This is a genomic window from Roseovarius pacificus (assembly GCF_900142665.1).
In the GTDB taxonomy this organism is placed as follows: domain Bacteria; phylum Pseudomonadota; class Alphaproteobacteria; order Rhodobacterales; family Rhodobacteraceae; genus Roseovarius; species Roseovarius pacificus.
Window position 1 is genome coordinate 81,649 of record NZ_FRBR01000014.1, and the last position, 23,040, is coordinate 104,688.

25 protein-coding genes are annotated in these 23,040 nt (G+C 64.7%); 19 read left to right on the plus strand and 6 right to left on the minus strand.

Annotation, left to right across the window (positions count from 1 at the left end):
• Positions 1-176 precede the first annotated feature (176 nt).
• Positions 177-881 (plus strand): SGNH/GDSL hydrolase family protein, encoded by a 705-nt coding sequence (locus tag BUB53_RS18180; protein ID WP_073036768.1) that lies wholly within the window; start codon positions 177-179, stop codon positions 879-881.
• On the opposite strand, the gene BUB53_RS18185 is transcribed toward BUB53_RS18180, so the two are convergent.
• Positions 874-1,377, minus strand: coding sequence for a CoxG family protein (locus tag BUB53_RS18185; RefSeq protein ID WP_073036771.1), 504 nt, complete (start codon positions 1,375-1,377; stop codon positions 874-876). The genes BUB53_RS18180 and BUB53_RS18185 overlap by 8 nt on opposite strands.
• A 228-nt stretch (positions 1,378-1,605) precedes the next feature.
• Between BUB53_RS18185 and smpB the strand changes: the two genes are divergently transcribed.
• The 4 genes from smpB to BUB53_RS18205 all read left to right on the plus strand — a co-directional run bounded on the left by smpB (position 1,606) and on the right by BUB53_RS18205 (position 4,575).
• On the plus strand, positions 1,606-2,082 hold the full coding sequence (gene smpB, locus BUB53_RS18190) for an SsrA-binding protein SmpB (protein WP_073036773.1): 477 nt from the start codon (positions 1,606-1,608) through the stop codon (positions 2,080-2,082).
• Between the two features lie 92 nt (positions 2,083-2,174).
• A complete protein-coding gene (locus BUB53_RS18195; protein WP_073036775.1) occupies positions 2,175-2,456 on the plus strand; it encodes a hypothetical protein in 282 nt (93 codons plus the stop codon).
• 77 nt (positions 2,457-2,533) lie between these two features.
• Positions 2,534-3,391 carry a 3-mercaptopyruvate sulfurtransferase gene (gene sseA, locus BUB53_RS18200; RefSeq protein WP_073036777.1) on the plus strand — a complete coding sequence of 286 codons (858 nt, stop codon included), beginning with the start codon at positions 2,534-2,536 and terminating at the stop codon, positions 3,389-3,391.
• A complete protein-coding gene (locus tag BUB53_RS18205) occupies positions 3,391-4,575 on the plus strand; it encodes an amino acid aminotransferase (protein ID WP_073036779.1) in 1,185 nt (394 codons plus the stop codon). The genes sseA and BUB53_RS18205 overlap by 1 nt, the downstream gene beginning before the upstream one ends.
• A 48-nt stretch (positions 4,576-4,623) precedes the next feature.
• Here BUB53_RS18205 and BUB53_RS18210 read toward each other — a convergent pair whose 3' ends face one another.
• Positions 4,624-5,241, minus strand: coding sequence for a TetR/AcrR family transcriptional regulator (locus tag BUB53_RS18210; protein ID WP_073036782.1), 618 nt, complete (start codon positions 5,239-5,241; stop codon positions 4,624-4,626).
• 81 nt (positions 5,242-5,322) lie between these two features.
• Entirely contained in the window at positions 5,323-5,481 is a 159-nt protein-coding gene (locus BUB53_RS23035; RefSeq protein WP_188745027.1) for a hypothetical protein, read from the minus strand.
• 164 nt (positions 5,482-5,645) lie between these two features.
• On the opposite strand from BUB53_RS23035, the gene mbfA reads away from it, so the two are divergent.
• The 9 genes from mbfA (at position 5,646) to BUB53_RS18255 (ending at position 13,911) form a co-directional block, all read left to right on the plus strand.
• Positions 5,646-6,623 (plus strand): iron exporter MbfA, encoded by a 978-nt coding sequence (gene mbfA / locus BUB53_RS18215; RefSeq protein ID WP_073036784.1) that lies wholly within the window; start codon positions 5,646-5,648, stop codon positions 6,621-6,623.
• A 109-nt stretch (positions 6,624-6,732) separates the two neighbouring features.
• Positions 6,733-7,665, plus strand: a complete 933-nt coding sequence (locus tag BUB53_RS18220; protein ID WP_073036786.1) for an AEC family transporter — start codon at positions 6,733-6,735, stop codon at positions 7,663-7,665.
• An 82-nt stretch (positions 7,666-7,747) separates the two neighbouring features.
• Complete coding sequence (gene fghA, locus BUB53_RS18225) at positions 7,748-8,581, plus strand: S-formylglutathione hydrolase (RefSeq protein ID WP_073036788.1); 834 nt, start codon at positions 7,748-7,750, stop codon at positions 8,579-8,581.
• Between the two features lie 3 nt (positions 8,582-8,584).
• Positions 8,585-10,027 carry a Si-specific NAD(P)(+) transhydrogenase gene (sthA, locus tag BUB53_RS18230; RefSeq protein ID WP_073036789.1) on the plus strand — a complete coding sequence of 481 codons (1,443 nt, stop codon included), beginning with the start codon at positions 8,585-8,587 and terminating at the stop codon, positions 10,025-10,027.
• A complete protein-coding gene (locus tag BUB53_RS18235; protein WP_073036791.1) occupies positions 10,024-10,470 on the plus strand; it encodes a YaiI/YqxD family protein in 447 nt (148 codons plus the stop codon). The genes sthA and BUB53_RS18235 overlap by 4 nt, the downstream gene beginning before the upstream one ends.
• A 19-nt stretch (positions 10,471-10,489) precedes the next feature.
• Positions 10,490-11,455, plus strand: coding sequence for a DMT family transporter (locus BUB53_RS18240; protein WP_073036793.1), 966 nt, complete (start codon positions 10,490-10,492; stop codon positions 11,453-11,455).
• A 4-nt stretch (positions 11,456-11,459) separates the two neighbouring features.
• The gene (locus BUB53_RS18245; protein ID WP_073036796.1) at positions 11,460-12,080 is read left to right on the plus strand and encodes an HAD family hydrolase; all 621 of its coding nucleotides are present in this window, start codon (positions 11,460-11,462) and stop codon (positions 12,078-12,080) included.
• Entirely contained in the window at positions 12,077-12,994 is a 918-nt protein-coding gene (locus BUB53_RS18250; protein WP_073036798.1) for an ornithine cyclodeaminase family protein, read from the plus strand. Before BUB53_RS18245 ends, BUB53_RS18250 begins: the two co-directional genes overlap by 4 nt.
• Positions 12,991-13,911 (plus strand): alpha/beta fold hydrolase, encoded by a 921-nt coding sequence (locus BUB53_RS18255; protein WP_073036800.1) that lies wholly within the window; start codon positions 12,991-12,993, stop codon positions 13,909-13,911. The genes BUB53_RS18250 and BUB53_RS18255 overlap by 4 nt, the downstream gene beginning before the upstream one ends.
• 9 nt (positions 13,912-13,920) lie before the next feature.
• Here the strand turns inward: BUB53_RS18255 and BUB53_RS18260 are convergent, their stop codons facing one another.
• Entirely contained in the window at positions 13,921-14,283 is a 363-nt protein-coding gene (locus tag BUB53_RS18260; protein ID WP_188745026.1) for a cupin domain-containing protein, read from the minus strand.
• Between the two features lie 19 nt (positions 14,284-14,302).
• Positions 14,303-15,544: an MFS transporter gene (locus BUB53_RS18265; RefSeq protein ID WP_073036802.1), complete on the minus strand. Its 1,242-nt coding sequence runs from the start codon at positions 15,542-15,544 to the stop codon at positions 14,303-14,305.
• A gap of 132 nt (positions 15,545-15,676) precedes the next feature.
• Between BUB53_RS18265 and zapE the strand changes: the two genes are divergently transcribed.
• Positions 15,677-16,738: a cell division protein ZapE gene (gene zapE / locus BUB53_RS18270; protein WP_073036838.1), complete on the plus strand. Its 1,062-nt coding sequence runs from the start codon at positions 15,677-15,679 to the stop codon at positions 16,736-16,738.
• A gap of 7 nt (positions 16,739-16,745) precedes the next feature.
• Here the strand turns inward: zapE and BUB53_RS18275 are convergent, their stop codons facing one another.
• Entirely contained in the window at positions 16,746-17,705 is a 960-nt protein-coding gene (locus BUB53_RS18275; RefSeq protein ID WP_073036840.1) for a GlxA family transcriptional regulator, read from the minus strand.
• 89 nt (positions 17,706-17,794) lie between these two features.
• On the opposite strand from BUB53_RS18275, the gene BUB53_RS18280 reads away from it, so the two are divergent.
• From BUB53_RS18280 to BUB53_RS18295, 4 genes are read left to right on the plus strand one after another with little or no spacing between them, the layout of a single operon-like run.
• Entirely contained in the window at positions 17,795-19,045 is a 1,251-nt protein-coding gene (locus BUB53_RS18280) for a sarcosine oxidase subunit beta family protein (protein ID WP_073036804.1), read from the plus strand.
• 13 nt (positions 19,046-19,058) lie between these two features.
• A complete protein-coding gene (locus tag BUB53_RS18285) occupies positions 19,059-19,346 on the plus strand; it encodes a sarcosine oxidase subunit delta (RefSeq protein WP_073036806.1) in 288 nt (95 codons plus the stop codon).
• The gene (locus BUB53_RS18290; RefSeq protein ID WP_073036808.1) at positions 19,343-22,291 is read left to right on the plus strand and encodes a sarcosine oxidase subunit alpha family protein; all 2,949 of its coding nucleotides are present in this window, start codon (positions 19,343-19,345) and stop codon (positions 22,289-22,291) included. The genes BUB53_RS18285 and BUB53_RS18290 overlap by 4 nt, the downstream gene beginning before the upstream one ends.
• Positions 22,284-22,850, plus strand: coding sequence for a sarcosine oxidase subunit gamma (locus BUB53_RS18295; protein ID WP_073036810.1), 567 nt, complete (start codon positions 22,284-22,286; stop codon positions 22,848-22,850). The genes BUB53_RS18290 and BUB53_RS18295 overlap by 8 nt, the downstream gene beginning before the upstream one ends.
• Positions 22,851-23,040 lie beyond the last annotated feature (190 nt).

A 23,040-nucleotide genomic window follows, 5' to 3' on the forward strand; every position in this document is an offset into this window, starting at 1 on the left:
ATTCACCGGTCGCGCAAGGGCACACCTGCGCAGGCCCGATTGTGCGCTGATGCGAAAGTGATCGTTCCCGCCACGGCATCAGACTGTTTCCCGGGAAAGCCAGCCGGGATATGGACAGGCTTTACCCTCGCCATGTTACCCTGCTTCCACAGCCGACAGGAACGCTTATAACCATCATGATCCGACGCCTTGCACCCCTTGCCGCCCTTCTTTTCCTGATGGGCTGCACCGAACCCGTCACTCGCGACTCGCACGCACGCATTCTGCTTCTGGGTGATTCGATGATGGCCATGCACAGTGCCAAGGGCATGGGCGTGTCCCATGCCATCGAACAGGAACTGCATGAACCGGTGACCGACCGTTCGGTGGTGGGCGCGCGGTATCTCTATGCCTTGCCCATATCGGGCAGCATGGGCCTGAACATCACCAAGCAATACCGCCCCGGCAAATGGGACTGGATCGTGCTGAACGGCGGCGGCAACGATATCTGGATGGGCTGCGGCTGCGGCCCCTGCAACGGGCGGATCAGCCGCCTGATCTCCAGGGACGGGCGGCGCGGGCGCATTCCCGGTTTCGTGTCGAAACTGCGCCAGACCGGTGCGCAGGTGGTGTTCGTCGGCTACCTGCGCACCCCCGGCGTGACCTCGCCCATCGAGGGCTGCGCCGATGACGGCGATGAAATGGATCGCCGTCTTGCCCGCCTTGCCGCGCTGGACCGGGGCGTTCATTTCGTGTCGCTGGCCGATCTGGTGCCGTATGGCGACCGGTCCTACCACGGGCTGGATCGGATTCACCCTTCGGCCAAGGGCAGCCGCGCCATCGGCGAGCGTATCTCGGACCTGATCCGCGAACGCTCACGCCGCAGGCAGCCCGTCAACTGATCAGCCGCTTCAGCCAGCCTTTCTTTTCCGCCTCTTCGGTGTCGTCGCCTTCCTTCGGGCCTTCGATCACCTCTTCGAGCCGGGTAAAGAAATTGTCGGCCATCTTCTTGGCGAACCCGTCGACGATCCGGCTGCCAAGCTGCGCCAGCTTGCCGCCGACCTTGGCCTCGACATCGTAGATCAGCTTGGTGCCCTCGGGCACCTCTTCCAGACGGACATCGGCCCCGCCCTTGGCAAAACCCGCCGCGCCGCCCTTGCCCTCTCCGGTCAGGGTCAGGCTTTCGTGGTCCACCATGTTCGAAACGGTCACCGCGCCCTTGAACGTGGCTTTCACCGGGCCGACCTTTTGGGTCACGGTGGCCTCGAACCCGTCTTCGGGGTTGCCCGTCACCTCCTGCGCGCCCGGTACGCATTCTTTCAGCACATCGGGGTTCAGCAGCGCTGCCCAGACGGTTGCGCGGTCGGCCTCGATAATCCGCTCGTCGTTCATTTTCATGGGGCGTCCCCTCCTGTCGCGTGCATGTCCTGCGCCAGCCTAGCCCAAGCCGATGATCCGGCCAAGCCATTGCGCCCGCCCGGTCCGCGATCCCGGCCCCCTGCCGGTTTTCTCCATTAATCCGACGGCCGGCGCAGGATTCGCGCGCACCCCCTTGGATCGCCCCTCCCGAAGGTCTATCTTGCCGCTTCGCGCCCGGCGCAGCAGACAAGGCACAGGACAGGCATCATGGCCAAGCCCAAGGACAACCCGAACTACAAGGTGGTGGCGGAAAACCGCCGCGCCCGCTTCGATTATGCCATCGAAGAGGATCTCGAATGCGGCATCGTCCTTGAAGGCTCCGAGGTGAAATCCCTGCGCGAAGGCGGGGCCAACATCGCCGAAAGCTATGCCTTGGTCGAAGACGGCGAGCTGTGGCTGGTGAACTCCTATATCGCGCCGTATGAGCAGGCCAAGACCTTTGCCCATGAAGAGAAACGCAAGCGCAAGCTGCTGGTCTCAAAGAAGGAAATGGCGCATCTCTGGAACGCGACACAGCGCAAGGGCATGACGCTGGTGCCGCTGGTTCTGTATTTCAACCATCGCGGCATGGCCAAGATGAAGATCGGGATCGCCAAGGGCAAGAAATCCCACGACAAGCGCGAAACCGAGGCCAGGCGCGACTGGAACCGCCAGAAACAACGGTTGCTCAAGGAACACGGTTAGTCCGGCGGGGATACCGCCGCCCCAATTCCCCTTGGGCCGGTGCCAAGCGCTTTGTTAGGCTGGCGGGGTGTCCAAAAACCTTGGGGGTAATCATGGAACTTCTGATCAGTCTGATCGCAGGCGCGGTGGGCGGCAATATTGCCGGGGGCCTGCTGAAGAACGTCAATCTCGGCGTGCTGGGCAATTCCATCGCCGGGATTGTTGGCGGCGGTCTGGGCGGGCAGCTTCTGTCGATGGTCGGTGCGGACGGTATTGCCGAAGCCGCGGGCGGTGTGGATATCGGTGCTCTGGTCGGGCAGGTGGCCTCGGGCGGGATCGGCGGCGGCGTGGTGCTGGTGATTGTCGGCCTGATCAAGAACATGCTTGTGAAATAACGCGCTGCCGGGTCTGGGCGCTTGCCCTTCATGGCCCTGCGCGCTAGTGCTTGGGCGTCCGAAACCGGGGGGCGCCGATGGCACATGACGATCCGAAAACGCTTGTTTCTACCGGCTGGCTGGCCGACCACCTGAAAGATCCCGATCTTCGGGTTCTCGACGGCACCTGTTTCCTGCCGACCGAAGGCCGCGATGGCCGCGCCGAGTATGACGCTGTCCATATTCTCGGCGCGCGATTCTTCGATATCGACGATATCAGCGATCACCGTTCGGACCTGCCGCATATGGTCCCGCCGGTCGAAAAGTTCATGTCCCGCCTGCGGGCGATGGGCGTGGGCGACGGGCATCAGGTGGTGGTTTACGATGCGCAGGGCCTGTTTTCCGCAGCCCGCGTGTGGTGGCTGTTCCGCCTGATGGGGCAGGACAATATCGCCGTTCTGGACGGTGGCCTGCCCAAATGGCAGGCCGAGGGCCGCCCGGTCGAAGACATGCCGCCCATCGTGCGGGATCGTCACATGACCGTCCGCCGCCAGAACCAGATGGTCAAGGATGTCACACAGGTGTCCGCCGCCTCCAAGCTGGGGGATTACGAAATCCTCGATGCCCGGTCGCCCGGACGGTTCCGTGGCGAAGAGCCCGAACCGCGCGAGGGCCTGCGCAGCGGTCATATTCCGGGTGCAAAGAACGTCTATTACCGCGATTTGCTGAACGAAGACAGCACGATGAAATCTCCCGACGACCTGCGCGCCGTCTTCGAGCGGGCCGGCGTGGATATGGGGAAACCCGTGATCACCAGCTGCGGGTCGGGCGTGACCGCCGCCATCATCAACCTTGCGCTGGAACGGGTCGGGAAAACCGACCATGCACTTTATGACGGGTCATGGACCGAATGGGGGGCCTTCCCCACGGTGCCCGTCGCCACCGGAGAAGACTGATGTTCGAACATCTCAAGGAACAGCCCAAGGACAAGATCCTTGCCCTGATGCAAACCTATCGCGACGATCCGCGCGACACCAAGATCGACCTCGGCGTGGGCGTCTACAAGAACCCGCAGGGCGTGACGCCGATCATGCGCGCCGTGAAAGAGGCCGAGCGCCGCTGGTGGGACGACGAAACCACCAAGGCCTATACCGGTCTTGCGGGCGATCCGGCCTTTGCCGACGCGATGATCGCGCTGGTTCTGGGCGATGCCGTGCCCCGCGATCAGGTGGCCGCCGTGGCCACGCCCGGCGGCACCGGCGCGGTGCGTCAGGCCTTTGAGCTGGTCAAAATGGCCAACCCGCAGGTGCGCGTGTTCGTGTCGGACCCGACATGGCCCAACCATCTGAGCATTCTCAAGCATCTGGGCATGGAAACCGTCGCCTACCGTTATTTCGACGAAAGCTCGGGTGGCGTGGATTTCGAAGGCATGATCGAGGATCTGGGCCAGGTGCGCGCGGGCGATGTGGTGCTGCTGCACGGCTGCTGTCACAACCCCACCGGCGCCAACCTGAACATGGTGCAGTTCAGGGCCGTGATCGACCTGATGAACGACAAGGGCGCGACGCCGATGATCGACATCGCCTATCAGGGCTTCGGCGACGGGCTCGAGGCCGACGCCGCGGCGACGCGCGCCGTTGCTGCGGGCTGCCCCGAAACCCTGATCGCGGCGAGTTGTTCCAAGAATTTCGGCATATACCGCGAACGCACCGGCCTGCTGATGGCCGTGGCGCAGGACAAGGGCATGCACGCCGTCACCCAAGGTAACCTGGCCTATCTCAACCGGCAGAACTATTCCTTCCCGCCCGATCACGGCGCGCGGCTGGTGTCGATCGTTCTGGGCAATGACGACCTGCGCGCCGACTGGCAGACCGAACTGGAAGAGGTCCGCACCGGCATGCTGGCGCTGCGCGAACAACTGGCCAGCGAATTGCAGCGGCTTTCCGGGTCGGATCGGTTCGGCTTTGTCGCGCAGCATCGCGGCATGTTCTCGCGGCTGGGGATCGCGCCGGAACTGGTGGATCGCCTGCGCGATGAACACGCGATCTACATGGTGGGCGACAGCCGCATCAATATTGCCGGTCTGAACAAGGAAACCGTGCCGGTTCTGGCCAGGGCGATCATCGACGTCGGTGCCTGATTTGAAAGAGAGCCAAGGCGTGTCAAACGCCTTGGCGCCGTACTGCCGTCATGCCCGGTAACGGGCCAGGAACATCTCGACCGCGCCATTGATCACCCGTTCGACTTCGGCCTCGGGGATATCCGTCGAGATGCCGCACAGGCAGCGTATGAACAGGTCGCTCTTGCACAGTTCTCCAAACTGGTTGGCGGCCAGATCCATGTCGTCGATCTTCAGCACGCCACGTTCCACATACGGGGTCAGCACCTGGGTCAGCCGGTCCCGCACCATCGCCGGGCCGGATTTGTAGAACCGGCAGCCCAGTTCCGGAAAACGATGTGATTCGGCCACGCAGATGCGAAACACCTGCTGCCCGAAATCCGACAGGAAAAAATGCACGATACGTTCGGCGGCCTCGCGCAGGACGTCTTCGATGGGATCGTCCGGCCCGACCTCCTGCACGGCTTCGTCGGCCTGCCGGTTGCATTCCACGCGCGCGACTTCGGAAAACAACAGCCGTTTGTCGGGGAAATAGCTGTAGAGCGTGGCCTTGGATACCCCGGCCACGCGAGCAATCTCGTCAACGCTGGCACCTTCGAAGCCGTCGCGCATGAACACTTCGCGCGCGCCGTCCAGCACCTGATCGAACTTCCGGCCTTTTTTGATTTCCGAGGCCGTGGCCGTCATGCGCAGTCTCCCCAAAGCCAGATCAGTCTAGTCCCGGCCGTGGGGTGGCTGCAAGCATCTCGGCGAGTCAGGCCCATGTCCTTACTTGTCGATCCCGGCATTGCCCTTGGTCACGGGGGCAGGGGCCGGTGCCGGATCGGGATAGGTCAGGGTCGGGGTCAGGGTACTCATGTCGATTCCTCCGGCAAGGGCGGGGGTGACAGTCAGGGCAAGGGCAATGGCGGCAAGAACGGGTTTCATGGCAGTCTCCAATCTGAACCAATCAGTTTACTTTCGCCACATCTAAACGATTCGGTTCAGTTTTCAAGTCAAAAATGAACTAAACAGTTTAGATATATTCACGGCCTTGCGTTTTGGCTTTGCGGCGCTAATTTAGAATCATTCTAATTTTGGAGTATTCACGCATGATTCCCGGTGTCTCGTCCCGCCGCCGTTTCTCGGACCTGAACGAACAGGAAATTCTCGCGCTGGCCATTTCCTCGGAAGAGGACGATGCGCAGATCTATCGCAACTACGCCGAACGCCTGCGCGCCGACTACCCGGACACCGCCATGGTGTTCGACGGCATGGCCGCTGAGGAAGACAGCCACCGCCGCGCCCTGATCGACCTGCATGACAGCCGCTTTGGCGGTGTGATCCCGCTCATTCGCCGCGAACACGTGGCCGGGTTCTATGCGCGCCGTCCCGTCTGGCTGATGGAAAACCTCGGGATCGAGCGCATCCGCGCCGAGGCCGAGGCGATGGAGCGCGATGCCGAAGCCTTCTATCACAAGGCCGCGCAGCGCACCGCCGATGCCGCCACCCGCAAACTTCTGGGCGATCTGGCCGCCGCCGAAGCGGGCCATCAGGACCGCGCCACCGAACTGGAGGCCGAACATCTCGATGACGACGCCCGCGCCGCCGAAGAGCGCACCGCGCACCGCCAGTTCCTTCTGACATGGGTACAGCCCGGTCTGGCCGGATTGATGGACGGCTCGGTTTCGACGCTGGCGCCGATCTTCGCCACTGCCTTTGCCACACAGGATACCTGGACCACGTTCCTCGTGGGGCTTGCCGCCTCGGTCGGGGCCGGGATTTCCATGGGCTTTACCGAGGCCGCCAGCGACGACGGTGAATTGTCGGGCCGTGGCAGCCCGGTGAAACGCGGCTTTGCCTCGGGCATCATGACCACCGTCGGCGGGCTGGGCCACGCGATGCCCTATCTGATCCCCGACTTCTGGACCGCGACGGTGATCGCCATCGCCGTGGTGTTCGTCGAGCTGTGGGCGATTGCCTGGATTCAGAACCGCTATATGGAAACGCCGTTCTTCCGCGCGGCGTTTCAGGTGGTGCTGGGCGGCGCTCTGGTCTTTGCCGCCGGTGTCCTGATCGGCAGCGGATAGCGCAAGGGGAGGCTGTCTGCCCCCGCCGGGCGGATTTGCGACCGGAAGAAAGCGACGGCATCGCGCCGTGCCAGATTGACCATCCGGTCCAACCTGTTACCAAGTGCGCATGCTGGACATCTTCCTTCAGACGCTGCCTTTCTTCCTGATCATCGGGCTGGGCTATGGCGCGGGGCGCACAGGGTTTTTCCCCGAAGTGGCGACCGCGTGGCTGACCAAGTTCGTCTTTTACTTCGCGCTGTCGGCCATGCTGTTCCGGTTTTCGGCCAATCTTTCGCTGGCCGAAATTCTGGACTGGCAGTTCGTCCTGGCCTACCTCAGCGCAACGGCATTCGTTTACGCCATCGCCACTGCCGTGGCGATGATCCGGCGGCTAAGCATCGAACAAGCGGCGATCGAGGCGCAATGCGCGGTGATCGGCAATGTCGGGTTTCTGGGCGTTCCGATGCTGACCCTGCTGATGGGCGAGGCTGCGATCGGGCCTGTCATGCTGGTGCTGGCGGTGGACCTGATCGTGTTCGGCTCGCTGGTGGTGATCCTGATCACCGGCTCGCGCGACGGGCGGATGTCGCTGGGCATCCTGCGCACCGTCGGGCTGGGCCTGCTGAAGAACCCGATGATCGTTTCGATCACGCTGGGCCTCGGCTGGTCGGCGCTGCGCCTGCCCATTCCCGACCCGATGAACCAGTTCGTCATCCTGCTGGGCGGGGCGGCCACGCCGGGCGCGCTGTTCGCCATCGGCGCGTCGCTGGCCTCGAAATCCGCGGAACGGCCGGTGATTGCCGGGTGGCTGAGCACCTGCAAACTGATCCTGCATCCGGCGTTCGTCGCGCTGGCAGCGCTGGTGCTGTTCACGGTCGAGCCTTACGCCGCCGCCGTGATGATCGCCGCCGCGGCACTGCCGGTGGCGGGCAATGTCTATATCCTCGCGCAGCACTACGGGGTTGCGCCGCACCGGGTATCGGCCTCGATCCTGATTTCGACCGCCTTCGCGGTGCTGACCGTGTCGCTGGTGATCGGCTGGGTGTCGGGTCTTTACTGACGAGTGACGCCTGCGGGCTTGCCTTTGCCCCCCGTGGCGTGGTCAGTTTCGGGCAACCGACATGCCAGATATGAGGACAGCCATGGAAACCGTATCGGAAAACGCCTGCTTTGGCGGTGTTCAGGGGGTCTATTCCCACAAATCGAGAGCTTGCGATTGCGACATGACCTTTGGCCTGTTCCTCCCGGCCGAGGCGAGGGACGGCCCGGTCCCGGTGCTGTGGTACCTGTCGGGCCTGACCTGCACCCATGAAAACGCCATGACCAAGGCCGCCGCCCAGGGCTGGGCCGCCGAGCAGGGCATCGCGCTGGTGTTCCCCGACACCTCGCCGCGCGGCGCGGGCGTGGCCGATGACGAGGCCTATGATCTGGGGCAGGGCGCGGGCTTCTACGTGAACGCCACGCAAGACCCGTGGGCGGCGCATTACCGGATGTGGGATTACATCGCCGACGAACTGCCCCGCGTCCTGAACGCCAACTTTTCCATCGACGAAGAGCGTCAGGCCATCACCGGCCATTCCATGGGCGGGCACGGTGCGCTGACGCTGGCCATGTCCCTGCCGGGGCGCTTCACCAGCGTGTCGGCCTTTGCGCCCATTTCCAACCCCACGGCCAGCGACTGGGGCCGCAAGCAGTTCACGGCCTATCTGGGCGATGACGAGGCCACATGGGCCGCCCATGACGCCAGCCTTCTGATGCGCGAACGTGGCTTTGACGGGCCGGTTCTGGTGGATACCGGCACGAGCGATCAGTTCCTCGACCTGCTGCGCCCCGAGGCCCTTGCCGCCGCCTGTGCCGAACGCCGCCAGCAGGCCACCCTGCGGATGCAGCCGGGCTATGATCACAGCTATTTCTTCATCTCAACCTTTATGGAAGATCACGTTGCCTTCCATGCCGAGGCGCTTTACGCGAAATAATCCATGGCACATTACGATCTGATCATCATTGGCTCGGGTCCGGCGGGCCGCGCCGCCGCCATTCAGGCCGGCAAGCTGAAGCGCCGCGTATTGGTGGTGGATCGCAAGGATCGCTTCGGCGGGGTGTCGGTGCATACCGGCACGATCCCCTCGAAAACCCTGCGCGAAACGGTGCTGAACCTGTCGGGCTGGCGCGAACGCAGCTTTTATGGCCGCTCCTACCGGGTCAAGGACGATATCGGCGCCCATGACCTCAAGGCGCGCCTGCACATGACGCTGGATCACGAGGTGGACGTTCTGGAACACCAGTTCGCCCGCAACCACGTGGATACGCTCAACGGGCTGGCGCGCTTTGTCTCCCCGACCGAGATCGAAGTCGCGACCGAGGCGGGCGAGAAAACCAGACTCACCGCCGACAAGTTCCTGATCGCGACGGGCACGAAAACCTATCGCCCCGATACCGTGCCCTTCAACGGCAAGACGGTGGTGGACAGCGACGAATTTCTCGAACTGGCGCGCATTCCGCGCAGCCTGATCGTGGTCGGCGCGGGCGTGATCGGCGTGGAATACGCCACCATGTTTTCCGCGCTCGATGTGCGTGTCACCCTGATCGAGCCGCGCGAGACATTCCTCGATTTCATCGACCGCCGCCTGATCGAGGATTTCACCCACCAGATCCGCGAAAACGGTGTCGACCTGCGCCTTGGCAGCGCCATCGAGAAAACAGAGGACGCGGGCGAGCATGTTGAGGTCAGCCTTGCCAATGGCCGCCATGTGCGCGCCGAAATGCTGTTGTTCGCCGCCGGGCGCATGGGCGCGACCGAGGCATTGAACCTCAAGGCTGCCGGGCTGGAAACTGATCATCGCGGCCGGTTGTCGGTGGATCGCAAGACCTATCAGACCGATCAGCCCCATATCTATGCCGCCGGGGACGTGATCGGGCATCCCTCGCTGGCCTCGACCTCGCTTCAACAGGGCCGTGTCGCGGCCTGCCATGCGCTCGATACGCCCACATTGCCCGAAAGCCCGTGGTTCCCTTACGGTATCTATTCGGTGCCCGAAATTTCCACCTGCGGTATGTCCGAAGAGGAAATGCAGGAGCGCGGCATCCCCTACGAGGTCGGTGTCGCACGGTTCCGCGAAACCTCGCGCGGGCATATCATGGGGCTCGAACACGGCATGCTGAAAATGCTGTTCAGCCTGAAAACCCGCCGGGTTCTGGGCGTGCAGATCGTGGGCGAAGGCGCGACCGAACTGATCCACATCGCGCAGGCGGTGCTGAACCTCAAGGGGACGGTGGATTACTTCGTAAAGAACACGTTCAACTATCCCACGCTGGCCGAGGCGTATAAAATCGCCGGGCTGGACGCGTTCAACCGCATGCCCATCCCCGAGGAATACAAGGTCAAACGCGACGAGGATAAAACCGGGAAGGCCAAAACGTGAGCATCTATGTCGATGCCGACGCCTGCCCGGTCAAGGCCGAGGTCGAAAAGGTGGGCACCCGGCACGGCTTGCGCATGTTCATCGTGTCGAACGGCGGTTTACGCCCCTCGCAGAACCCGCTGGTCGAAACGGTGATCGTCCCCGACGGCCCGGACGTGGCCGATATGTGGATCGCCGAACGCGCCGGGCCGGGCGATGTGGTGATCACCGGGGATATTCCGCTGGCTGCCAGATGCGTCGAGTCCGGCGCACAGGTGCTGAAACACAACGGCGAGGCGCTGACCGCCGCCAATATCGGCAACGTACTCGCCACGCGCGACCTGATGGCCGACCTGCGCGCCGCCGATCCCTTCCGCCAGGGCGGCGGCAAGGGCTTTACAAAGGCCGACCGCTCCCGTTTTCTGGACGCATTGGAACGGGCCGTGCGCGCGGCGGCCCGATAAAACACCCCGAGGGGCATTCATGACAACCGTCACCACGTCGCGATCCAACCTGATGGGCGCGCTTTGCGCGCTTGTGGCGGTGATGTGCTTTTCGCTCAACGATGTGGGGATCAAGTTCCTGTCGGATCGCTATGCGCTGCATCAGGTGATCTTCATCCGCTCGACCATCGCGATGGCGCTGTTTCTGGGTATCCTCATGCCGCTGAACGGCGGCCTGCACGTGATCCGCACCCGGCGGTTGGGTATGCACCTGTTGCGCGGCTTCTGCGTGGTGTTCGCCAATATGTGCCTGTTCCTCGGGCTGGCGGCGATGCCGATTGCCGATGCGGTCGCGGTGTTCTTTGTCTCGCCGCTGGTGATCACGGTGTTTTCCGTGATCTTCCTGCGCGAAACCGTGGGCGCGCGGCGCTGGGCGGCGATTGCCGTGGGCTTCATCGGCGTCCTGGTGATCGTGCGGCCCGGTACGGCGACCTTTCAGGCGGCCTCGCTCCTGCCCATCGCGGCGGCCACGCTTTACGCCGTGATGCACATTCTGGCGCGCAAGATCGGCGGCACCGAAACCGCGGCCACCATGGCGTTCTACATTCAGGCCACCTTCATCGTGGCCAGCCTGATTTTCGGGGCCGCGCTGGGGCATGGCGATTATGCCGGGTCCGGCCACCCGTCGCTGGAATTCCTGCTGCGCGCATGGGGCCCGGTTGCGCCGGGCGACTGGCCCCTGTTCGTGATGCTCGGCACCACCGGGCTGATGGGCGGGTTTTTCATCTCGCAGGCCTATCGCCTGTCCGAAGCCGCCTTTGCCGCCCCGTTCGAGTATGTCTCGATGCCGATGGCGATCATGTGGGGCGTCACCGTGTTCGGCACATGGCCCGGCCCCACCGCATGGGCGGGGATTTTGCTGATCGTCGGGTCGGGGCTCTATCTGGTCTGGCGCGAAACCGCCAGAAACCGCACGATCACCGCCCGATCCCCCAACCGCAGGTAACTCCATGACCGTCAACGCCGTGATTTTCGACATCGGCAATGTCCTGATCGAATGGCAGCCCGAGCGCCGCTTTGCCGAAACCATCGGCCCCGAGCGCGCCGCCGCGCTGTTCTCGGCTTTCGATGTGCATGCCATGATGAACCGGATCGACGCGGGGCACGATTTTGCCGCCACCATCGCCGAAACCGCGCAGGCCCACCCGGACTGGCAGGCCGAAATCCTGCGCTTTCGCGACGGCTGGACCGAGATCGCCCAACCCGCCATTCCCCATTCCGTCCGCCTGCTGCGCGCCCTCGCGGCCAGGGGCATCCCCACCTTCGCGCTGACCAATTTCGGCGCGCAGAATTTCCCGCTCAGCGCCGCGCAGTTTCCCTTCCTCACGGAATTCGACCGCCACTATATTTCCGGCGAAATGGGCCTGATCAAACCCGACCCGGCGATTTACGCCGCCGTCGAACGGGACTGCGCCCTGCCGCCCGAAACCCTGCTGTTCACCGACGACCGCGCCGACAACATCGCCGCCGCCCGATCGCGCGGCTGGAAAACACACCTGTTTGACGGCCCCGCCGGTTGGGCGCATTGTCTGGTGGAACACGGATTGCTGACAAAGGACGAGGCCGCATGACCATCACGATCATCCCCTTCGACGAAGGCGAAAAACACCTGACATGGATGGGCCTGTGCGACGCGTTCGAGGCCGGGCACAAACTGCCCAAGGCCGAGATCGCGGATAACTTCCTCTATCGCGATCCCGACACCATGCTCAACCGCGCCGCCTGGATCGACGGGATGGGGCTGGCGGTGAAAACCGCAACGATCTTTCCCGGCAACCCGAAACAGGGCAACCCGATGATCAACGGCGCGGTGAACCTCTATGACGATGGCGACGGTACGCTGGCCGCACTGGTGGATTTCCACCTTGTGACCAAGTGGAAAACCGCCGGAGACAGCGTGTTCGCCGCCCGCAAGCTGGCCCGCCCGGACAGCGAAAACATCCTGATCGTCGGCGCCGGCACCGTGGGCCGCTCGCTGTTTCAGGCCTATTCGGCGATCTTCCCCAAGGCCCGCTTCCGTGTCTGGAACCGCACCCGCGCCAATGCCGAGGCGATGGTGCAGGATTGCCCCGGCCTGCAAGTGGCCGACGATCTGGAAAGTGCCGTGCGCGACGCCGATATCGTCACGTCGGCCACCATGTCCACCGAACCGCTCTTGCATGGCGAATGGTTCCGCCCCGGTCAGCATATCGACGTGATCGGCGCCTACCGCCCCGACATGCGCGAGGTGGACGACCAGGGCATGACACGCGCGCGCCTCTTCGTGGACAGCTACGACACCACTGTCGGCCATATCGGCGAAATCAGGATACCTCTCGAACAGGGCACCATCACCCGCGACGACCTGATCGCCGACCACTATGAGCCCGACAGGTTTCACCGCATCACCGACGATGAAATCACCCTGTTCAAGAATGGCGGCGGCGCGCATCTGGACCTGATGACCAGCCGCTACATCCTTGACGCGTGGCTGGCGGCGCAATGATCTGGTGGGCGCTTGCGGCGCTCGGCGTGGCTGTCATTGCCACGCCCTTCATTCTTGAACTGCTGCGCCCCTCTGTCACCAGGGCCCGCCCCGATGCGCCGGGGCACCTGGCCGACCTGCCGCGCGGGGCCACCCATTACCAATGGGCCGGGCCACAAGACGGCCCCATCGTCGTCTGCATCCACGGGCTGACCACGCCCTCCTTCGTCTGGGGGCCGATTGCGCAGGGGCTGGCGAAACAGGGCTTTCGCGTGCTGACCTACGATCTTTACGGGCGCGGCCATTCCGCCCGCCCGCGCGGTACGCAGGACGCGGCATTTTTCGTGTCCCAACTGGAAGACCTGCTCGATGCCCTCGGGGTGGATCGGCCCGTCACCCTTATGGGCTATTCGATGGGCGGGGCCATCGCCGCCGCCTTCGCCGCCAAACACGCGCAACGCATCCGGCAGCTCGTTCTGCTCGCCCCCGCCGGGATGGGGCGCGATCTGGGCCCGGTCGCGCGGCTTGTCGTCAATCACAACCGGCTGGGGCAATGGCTGTTCATGGCGTTCTACGCCCGCAACTACCGCGCTGCGCTGGAAACCGAACGCGGCATGTCCTCTTCCATCCCCGATGCGGTCGATCTGCAACTGGCCGAACTCGACATACGCGGCTTTCGCCCTGCCGTCCTGTCCTCGCTGCGCAATATGCTCGAGCAAGACATGCAGCCCGCCCACCGGGCGGTCGCTGCGGCGGGCCTGCCCGTTCTGGCGATCTGGGCGCGGGCGGACGGGGTGATCCCGATTTCGGGCCTTGGCAAACTGGCCGAATGGAACCGCGCCGCCCGTCAGGAAGTGATCGAGACTGCGGGTCACGCCCTGGCCTATACCCACGATTCCGAACTGCTGTCGGTGCTGGAGGCGCAACTGATCCGTTGACCCCGCCGTTTACGGGCCCGGAGCCTCGATCCTGTCCCCCCGGCTGGTCGGGGCCGAGACAACCAGGAAAACAACCTCCTGATCGCTGTCATTGCGCGCCTGATGAGGAACGTCTTTCCCGATTTCGATGCCCTGTTGGGCGCCAATCTCGAAGACATCTCCATCGGCTTCCATGGTCAGCCTGCCGGACAGAACGAAAAAGAACTGCTTCGCGCGGCGATGATAATGCCGCACCTCCGCGGTTCCGGCGGGCATGCGCTCCTGTATGATCAGCAGATCCTCCCCCGAGGCCAGAATCCAGCCATCGCAGCGCGCGCCCCAGCCATAATGTTCGGCAGTGTCCTTGCTGACGATCACGGCGCGCTCACTCATCCGGGCAAAACCGTCACCCTCACGCCGCCAGCGGCGGCAGGTCGCGCTTTTCCTTCACCGGCAGATGCACCAGCGCCGAAAACGCGCCGACACCCACGCCGACCCACCAGACCATGGTGTAATCGCCGTACATGTCATACATCCGCCCGCCCAGCCAGACACCCATGAAGCTGCCCACCTGGTGGCTGAAAAACACGATGCCATAAAGCGTCCCCATATAGCGCAGCCCGTAGATATGCGCGATCAGCCCGCTGGTCAGCGGCACCGTCGCCAGCCACAGCGCGCCCATGCTGACCGAGAACAGCAGCACCGTCGCGGGTGTCATTGGCACCATGATGAACGCCGCCGCCACCACCGTGCGCGCGGCATAGACCCCGGCCAGCAGGTATTTCTTGGAATACCGCTTGCCCAGCCACCCGGCGGTCAGCGTCCCGGCGATATTGGCCATGCCGATCACCCCGATGGCCACCGCCCCAAGCGCCGAGGTCGTCGTCACCCCGACCGAATGCAGCACCCCGCCGGGCGAAATCGGGCCGCACATCTCGGTGATGAAGGCCGGGAAATGCGCGGTGATGAAGCCCAGCTGATAGCCGCAACTGAAAAAGCCCAGGAAGATCAGCGTATAGGACGGATCGCGAAACGCCCGCCCCAGCAACGCACCGATGCTTTCCTCCAGTTCCGCGCGGCTGGCGGCCTCGGGGGCGCGCATCATCGGCAGGAAGGCCAGCGAGGCAAGGATCAGCCCGGCAAAGACCAGAAACACCATCTGCCAGCTCATCACGCCCAGCAACGCCTCGGCCACCGGCGGGCCGAACACCTGCCCGGCGGACCCGGCGGCGGTGGCGATGGCCAGGCTCATCGAGCGGTTCTCGTCCGAACTCGCCCGCCCCACCACGGCCAGGATCACGCCGAACCCCGTCCCGGCAATGCCGAAGCCCACAAGGATCTCGTAAACCTGATGCGCCTCGGGCGATACGGCGAACGAGGACAGAACCAGACCGGCGGCATAGGCCAGCGCCCCCAGCACGATCGCCTTGCGGTCGCCCATCCGCTCGGCCAGCGCCCCGAAAATCGGCTGTCCGATCCCCCAGGCGAGGTTCTGAATGGCAATCGCAAGGCTGAATTCGCTGCGCAGCCACCCGAATTCCTCGGCAATCGGAATCTGGAACACCCCGAACGACGCCCGGATGCCGAACGACACCAGCATGATCAGGCACCCCGCGATCAGCACGGGCGTGAAAAGGTTGGCTTTCGGGGTCATCGGGTCATCCTGTTCCTGCGCCGCGCCAGATTAGGCAAAACCCCGCTGCCGTCAATTCAGCCTTTGTGATGCCGTTCATCAACACGCCGCTTGCATCTTTTCTTGCGCGCTGCGCCGCGTTATGCGGGGCGGATGGACTTTTTGACCGATCTCTACGCCCAGAAGGTCGCGCAAGGCGACCTGACCCCGGATTCCGCGCAAAAGGCGGCCCTGCCCGAATTCGACCGCATCCATGACGGGCTGAGCCAGACCGCCAGAAAGGGCTGGTTCCGCCGTGCGCCCGAACCACCCAGGGGGCTGTACCTGTGGGGCGGGGTGGGGCGCGGCAAGTCGATGCTGATGGACCTGTTCGTGCAAACCGTCCCGGTGCCCGCCCGCCGCGTGCATTTCCACGCCTTCATGCAGGAAATCCACGCCGGCATGCACGCCGCCCGCGAACGCGGCGTCGAGGATGCCCTCGCCCCCGTCGCCAAATCCGTTTCGGACGATGTGCGCCTGCTGGCCTTCGATGAAATGCAGATCACCGACATCACCGACGCGATGATCGTGGGCCGCCTGTTCGAGGCCCTGTTCGAAGCGGGCGTCGTGGTGATCACCACCTCCAACCGCCCGCCCGACGATCTCTACAAGGACGGGCTGAACCGGCAGCTTTTCCTGCCCTTCATCGACCTGCTCAAACAGCGCATGGTCGTGCACGAAATGGACAGCCCCACCGATTACCGGCAGGACCGCCTCTCCGGCAGCCGCACCTATTTCTCCCCCCTCGGCCCCGAGACCCGCACACAGATGGCCGCGCTGTGGGACGATCTGACCGATGGCCAGCCCGCGCATGTCCTCACCCTGCACGTCAACAAGCGCGAGGTCGAAATTCCCGCCTTCCACAACGGCGTGGCGCGCGCCAGCTTCTACGATCTCTGCGGCAAGCCGCTCGGTCCCGCCGATTACCTGGCGCTGGCCGGGGCCGCGCGTGTGCTGGTGCTGGAGAATATCCCCCAACTCGGGCGCTCGAACTTCAACGAGGCCAAGCGCTTCGTCACCCTGATCGACGCGCTCTACGAGGCGAAGGTGCGCCTCATCTGCTCCGCCGCCGCCGAGCCGGAATACCTCTATCTCGAAGGCGAAGGCAGTTTCGAATTCGAACGCACTGCCAGCCGCCTGCGCGAAATGCAGTCCGACGGCTGGGGTCAGGACTAATCCCACCCTACCGATAGGCAGACGGCGGTTGCCCGAACCGCTGCGCATAGACCCGCGAGAAATGCGAGGAACTGGCAAACCCCGTGGCCAGCGCGATCTCGGTCAGGCTCAGCGGCGAGTTGCGCAACAGGTTCTGCGCCATGTCCAGCCGCAGATCGCGGTAATAGCGCATCGCCGGGCGGCCCAGCTTGTCGCTGAATTGCCGGTTCAGCTGCCGGGGCGACAGCCCCGCCACCTCGGCCAGCCGCGCCAGAGGCAGGGGATCGCCCAGATTGGCCTCCATCGCCTCCACCGCATCCAGGATCGCGGGCGCGGTGGTGCCCACCCGCTCCACCAGCCCGGCGCGCTGCGGCCCGACCGAGGGGCGCACCTCGGTATGCATGAACCAGTCGCTGACCAGCCGGGCGAACTGCGCGCCGTGATGCTGCATGATCAGCGCATGCATCAGATCCATCGGCGCGGTGCCCCCCGCACAGGTCACCCTGTCGCGGTCGATCACGTACAGCGTGCGCTCGATCAGAAGATGCGGCAGCGCCTCGCTCAGTGCGGCGGCATGTTCCCAGTGCACCGTCATGCGCCGCCCCTCCATCAGCCCCGCCTGCGCCAGGATGACCGGCCCGCCCGACACACCGCCCAGCAGAACCCCCCGGCGCGCCAGCCGTTGCAGCCATCCGGTGATCGCCCGGTCCGCAAAGGCCGCCGGGTCGCCCCCGGCCACGACAAACAGGTAATCCAGCCGCGGATCGTCGCCCAGCTTCGCCTGCGGCGCCACCAGTCCCGCGCCGGAACTGGCCACCGGCGCCATGCTGCGCCCGATATTGACCATCTCGTACAGGTCCCGCCCCGCCAGCAGGTTCGCCGCGCGCATCGGCTCGGTCAGCGCCGCATAAGACATCATGGCGAATCCCTCGACCGGCAAGATGCCGATCCGGCGGCTGTCACGGGGATTTGTGGCGTGATTGTCCATTTTGTGAATGTATCCGACCTTTTCGTGAAAGTTCAAATCGGAAATGACGCCCAATCTGACGGGAAGTTCAGAAATGGGACCGAACGCAAATGCGCTATTCTGCATTCCGGATCTTCCGCGAAGGTCTGACCGGCAACAAGGGCTGGAAACCCGTCTGGCGCGAGCCCGACCCCAAGCCCGAATACGACATCGTCATCGTCGGCGGGGGCGGGCACGGCCTTGCCACGGCCTACTATCTGGCCAAGGAATTCGGCATGCGCAATATCGCCGTGCTGGAAAAGGGCTGGATCGGCTCGGGCAATATCGGGCGCAACACCACGATCATCCGCTCCAACTACCTGCTGCCGGGCAACGAGCCGTTCTATGAATTCTCGCTCAGGCTCTGGGAAGGGCTGGAACAGGATTTCAACTATAACGCCATGGTCAGCCAGCGCTCGATCCTGAACCTGATCCACACCGACGCACAGCGCGACGCCTTCGTGCGCCGGGGCAACGCGATGATCCTCGCCGGGGCCGATGCCGAACTCGCCGATGCCGATCAGCTGCGCGCCGAACTGCCGTTCCTCGATTTCGACAATGCCCGCTTCCCGATCAAGGGCGGCCTTTATCAGCGGCGCGGCGGCACCGTGCGCCACGATGCCGTGGCCTGGGGCTATGCGCGCGGCGCGGATTCGCGCGGCGTGGACATCATCCAGAATTGCGAAGTCACCGGCTTTGACATCGAAAACGGTCGCTGCACCGGCGTGCAGACCTCGCGCGGCGCGATCCGCGCGCGCAAGGTGGCGGTCTGTGTCGCGGGCTCGTCCAGCCGGGTGATGGAAAAGGCGGGCATGCGCCTGCCCATCGAATCGCACGTCCTTCAGGCCTTCGTCACCGAAGGGCTCAAGCCGGTGATCCCCGGCGTCATCACCTTCGGCGCGGGCCATTTCTATGTCAGCCAGTCCGACAAGGGCGGTCTGGTCTTCGGCGGCGATCTGGACGGCTACAATTCCTACGCACAGCGCGGCAACTTGCCGGTTGTCGAAGACGTGGCCGAAGGCGGCATGGCCATCATGCCGATGATCGGGCGCGCGCGGCTTCTGCGCTCATGGGGCGGGATCATGGACATGTCGATGGACGGCTCGCCCTTCATCGACAAGACCGGGATCGACGGGCTCTATTTCAACGGCGGCTGGTGCTATGGCGGGTTCAAGGCCACGCCCGCCAGCGGCTTCTGCTATGCCCACCTGCTGGCCCGCGACGAACCGCACCCGACCGCCACGCAAATGCGTCTTGATCGGTTCATTTCGGGCAACCTGATCGACGAAAAAGGCATGGGCAACCAGCCCAACCTGCATTGAGGAGGGACGACAGATGATCATCAACCACCCCCTGCTTGGCCCCCGCGATGCTGCCGAATTCATCTATCTGGGCGACGCCGCGCTGATCGACCGCCCCGACTGGCAGGCCGAAGACGCCATGCAGCAATTCCACGATTACGCCTACCTGCGCGACAACCCCGCCGGCCCCCATCGGGAGCTTTGGTATCACGAACAGGGCGACCGCTCGTGGCTCGTGGTCACGCGCGACACGACCACTCACGAAATCACCGATGTGCAGATGGCCCGCGACGTGGCCCGCAGCCGGGGGCGCGACAAATGACCCAGAAAAACCGCATCTCGGGTGGCCAGATCGACCGCACCCGCACCGTCGCCTTCACCTTCAACGGCAAGCGCATGGCGGGCCACCCCGGCGATACGCTCGCCTCGGCGCTGCTGGCCAACGGCCAGCGCCTCGTGGGCCGCTCGTTCAAATATCACCGCCCGCGCGGGATCCTCACCGCCGGGTCCGAAGAACCCAACGCGCTGGTCGAGTTGCGCTCCGGCGCGCAGCAAGAGCCGAACACCCGCGCCACCACGGTCGAACTGTTCGACGGGCTCGCCGCCAACAGCCAGAACCATCGTGGCCCGCTGGAATTCGACCTGATGGCGCTGACCGACCTGATGTCGCCCTTCCTGTCGGCGGGCTTCTATTACAAGACCTTCATGTGGCCCAGGGCGTTCTGGGAAAAACTGTACGAGCCGGTGATCCGCGCCTCGGCCGGCCTTGGCCGCCTGTCCATGCAGGACGATCCCGACAGCTATGACAAGGGCTTCATCCATTGCGACCTGCTGGTGATCGGCGCGGGGCCCGCGGGCCTGTCGGCGGCGCTGGCCGCTGGCCGTGCCGGGGCGCGCGTCGTGCTGGCGGACGAGGATTTCACCCCCGGCGGCCGCCTCAACGCCGAAACGCACGCCGTCGATGACATGGCCGGGGCCGACTGGGCCGCGCAGGCCGTGGCCGAACTGGCCGCGATGGACAACGTCCGCCTGATGCCGCGCACCACGGTCTACGGCGCCTACGATCACGGCACCTACGGCGCGCTCGAACGCTGCACCGATCACCTGTCCGACGCGGGCGGCAAGCCCCGTCAGGTGCTGTGGCGCATCTACTCCAAACGCGCCGTTCTGGCCGCCGGGGCCACCGAACGGCCCATCGCCTTTGGCAATAACGACCGTCCGGGCATCATGCTGGCCGGGGCCGTGCGCACCTATGCCAACCGCTTCGGCGTCACGCCGGGGCAGGAGGTGGCGGTGTTCACCAACAACGACGACGGCTGGCGCACCGCCGCCGATCTGCTGGCCCGTGGCGTCGCCGTCCCCGCCGTAATCGACACCCGCGATGCACCCGCCCCCATCGACCTGCCCGGCATCCGCCATGTCCGCAATGCGGCGGTGATGGATACCGTGGGCCGCAAGGGGCTGAAATCCATAACTCTCACCGACGGTCAGGTGATCCCGGCGGATACGCTCGCCGTGTCGGGCGGCTGGAACCCCAATGTCCACCTCACCTGTCACCAGCGCGGCCGCCCCGAATGGCGCGACGACCTGAACGCCTTCGTCCCCGGCGCCAGCCTGCCCGCAGGCATGGCCGTGGCCGGGGCCGCCAATGGCGCGCTCACGCTGGCCGCGGCGCTGGCCGAAGGGCAGGCCGCCGCCAATGCCCAGATCGAGGCCCTGGGGTTCACCCCCGCCAAAACCGACGCCCCCCGCGCCGAGGACGAGCCCAGCACATGCTCGGCCTTCTGGCATGTCCGCGAAAGCCGCAAGCGCGCCTGGCTCGATCAGCAGAACGACGTCACCGTGAAGGACGTGAAACTGTCCTACCGCGAGGGCTTCCGCTCGGTCGAACACCTGAAACGCTATACCACGCTCGGCATGGCCACCGATCAGGGCAAGACGGCCAATATCCCGGCGCTGGCCATCATGGCCGAATGCACCGGCAAGACGATCCCGGAGACCGGCACCACCATCTTCCGCCCGCCCTATACACCCATCCCCCTGGGTGCGCTGGCAGGCCGCGCGCGCGGCACCGATTTCCGCCCCTACCGCCTGACGCCCAGCCACAACTGGGCCACCGAAAACGGCGCGACCTTCGTCGAGGTCGGCAACTGGCTGCGCGCGCAATGGTTCGCCCGCCCCGGTGAAAAGGGCTGGCGCGACAGCGTCGACCGCGAGGTCGAGATGACCCGCAATTCGGTCGGCATCTGTGACGTGACCACCCTCGGCAAGATCGACATTCAGGGGCGCGACGCCGCCGAATTCCTCAACAAGGTCTATGCCAACGGCTTTGCCAAACTGCCCGTCGGCAAGGTCCGCTATGGCCTGATGCTGCGCGAAGACGGCATCGCCTATGACGATGGCACCACCGCGCGGATGTCGGAAAACCACTTCGTCATGACCACGACCACCGCCAATGCGGTGCTGGTGTTCCGCCGCCTCGAATTCGCCCGCCAGTGCCTGTGGCCCAACATGGATGTGCACCTGATTTCGACCACCGATGGCTGGGCGCAATTCGCCGTGGCCGGCCCCAACGCGCGCAACCTGCTGCGCAAGGTAGTGGACGAAAGCCACGACATCTCGAACGAGGCCTTCCCCTTCATGGCCTGCAGCGAGATCACGGTTTGCGGCGGCATGCCCGCGCGCCTGTTCCGCATCTCCTTCTCGGGCGAACTGGCCTATGAAATCGCCGTGCCCGCCCGCTATGGCAACTCCATGATGGACGTGCTGATCGAGGCGGGCCGCGAATTCAACGCCACCCCCTACGGCACCGAGGCCCTTGGCGTGATGCGGATCGAAAAGGGCCACGCCGCCGGTCCCGAACTCAACGGCCAGACCACCGCGCATAACCTCGGTATGGGCCGCATGGTCAGCCAGAAAAAGGAGTGCATCGGCAACGTCCTGTCGCAACGCCCGGACATGATCCGCGACGACGCGGTGAAACTGGTCGGCGTCCGGCCCGTCAACCGGGCCGAGCCCCTCACCGCCGGGTCGCATTTCGTCAATCGCGGCGAAACCGCCAGTACCGAAACCGATCAGGGTTGGATGACCTCTGTCGCGTACTCCCCCAGCCTTGGCCATTCCGTCGGCCTCGGCTTCATCAGGCGTGGCGATGAACGCATGGGCGAAATCGTCCGCGCCGTGAACCCGCTCAAAGGTGGCGAAACCGAAGTCGAAATCGTTTCCGCCCACTTCATCGACCCGGAAGGAGAGCGCCTCCGTGCCTGACTATACGCTGATATCCACCCCGCCGCTGGCCGGGTATGACAAGATCTTCGGCACGACACGCCTGCACGCCCCGGCGGATCTGGCCATCGTGTCCATCGCCCTGCCGCTTGGGGCCGAGGACGCCGCGCTCAAGGCCGTGAAATCCGCCTATGGCGCGGCCCTGCCCGAACCGGGCCGCTCGACCCTCACCAAAGAGGGCGCGCGCCTTGTCCGCCTCGGCTCCGATCAGGCCTTCGTGATCTTCACGCATGCCACGCCCGATGCCGAACGTGCCGTCGCCACCCGCCTCAAGGGAACGGCCTATACCACCGACCAGACGGATGTCTGGACCGGGCTGGAAATCACCGGCCCCGACAGCCGCACCGTTCTGGAACGCATCTGTCCGGTTGATCTGCACCGCGATGCCTTTGCCGAAGGCGATGCCGCGCGCACCGTGATGGAACATCTGGGCGCACTGATCGTCCGCACCGGCGAGGATACGTTCCTGCTGCTGTCGGCCAGTTCTTCGGCCAATTCCTTCCTGCACGCCGTCGAAACCTCGATCAGGAACACCTCCTGACCCATACGCAATCCGCCAAGCCAGAGAGAGACAACACGCCATGTATCATGAAAACCTGGATACCGCCCGATCCGCCGTTTCCTGCGCGATGCATGCCCGCCGGAGCCTGTCCGGCGATTTCGTGTTCCTCAGCCAGGACGACAGCGTTGCCTTTGCCGCCGAGGCCTGTATCGACGTGCTGCGTTCGGCC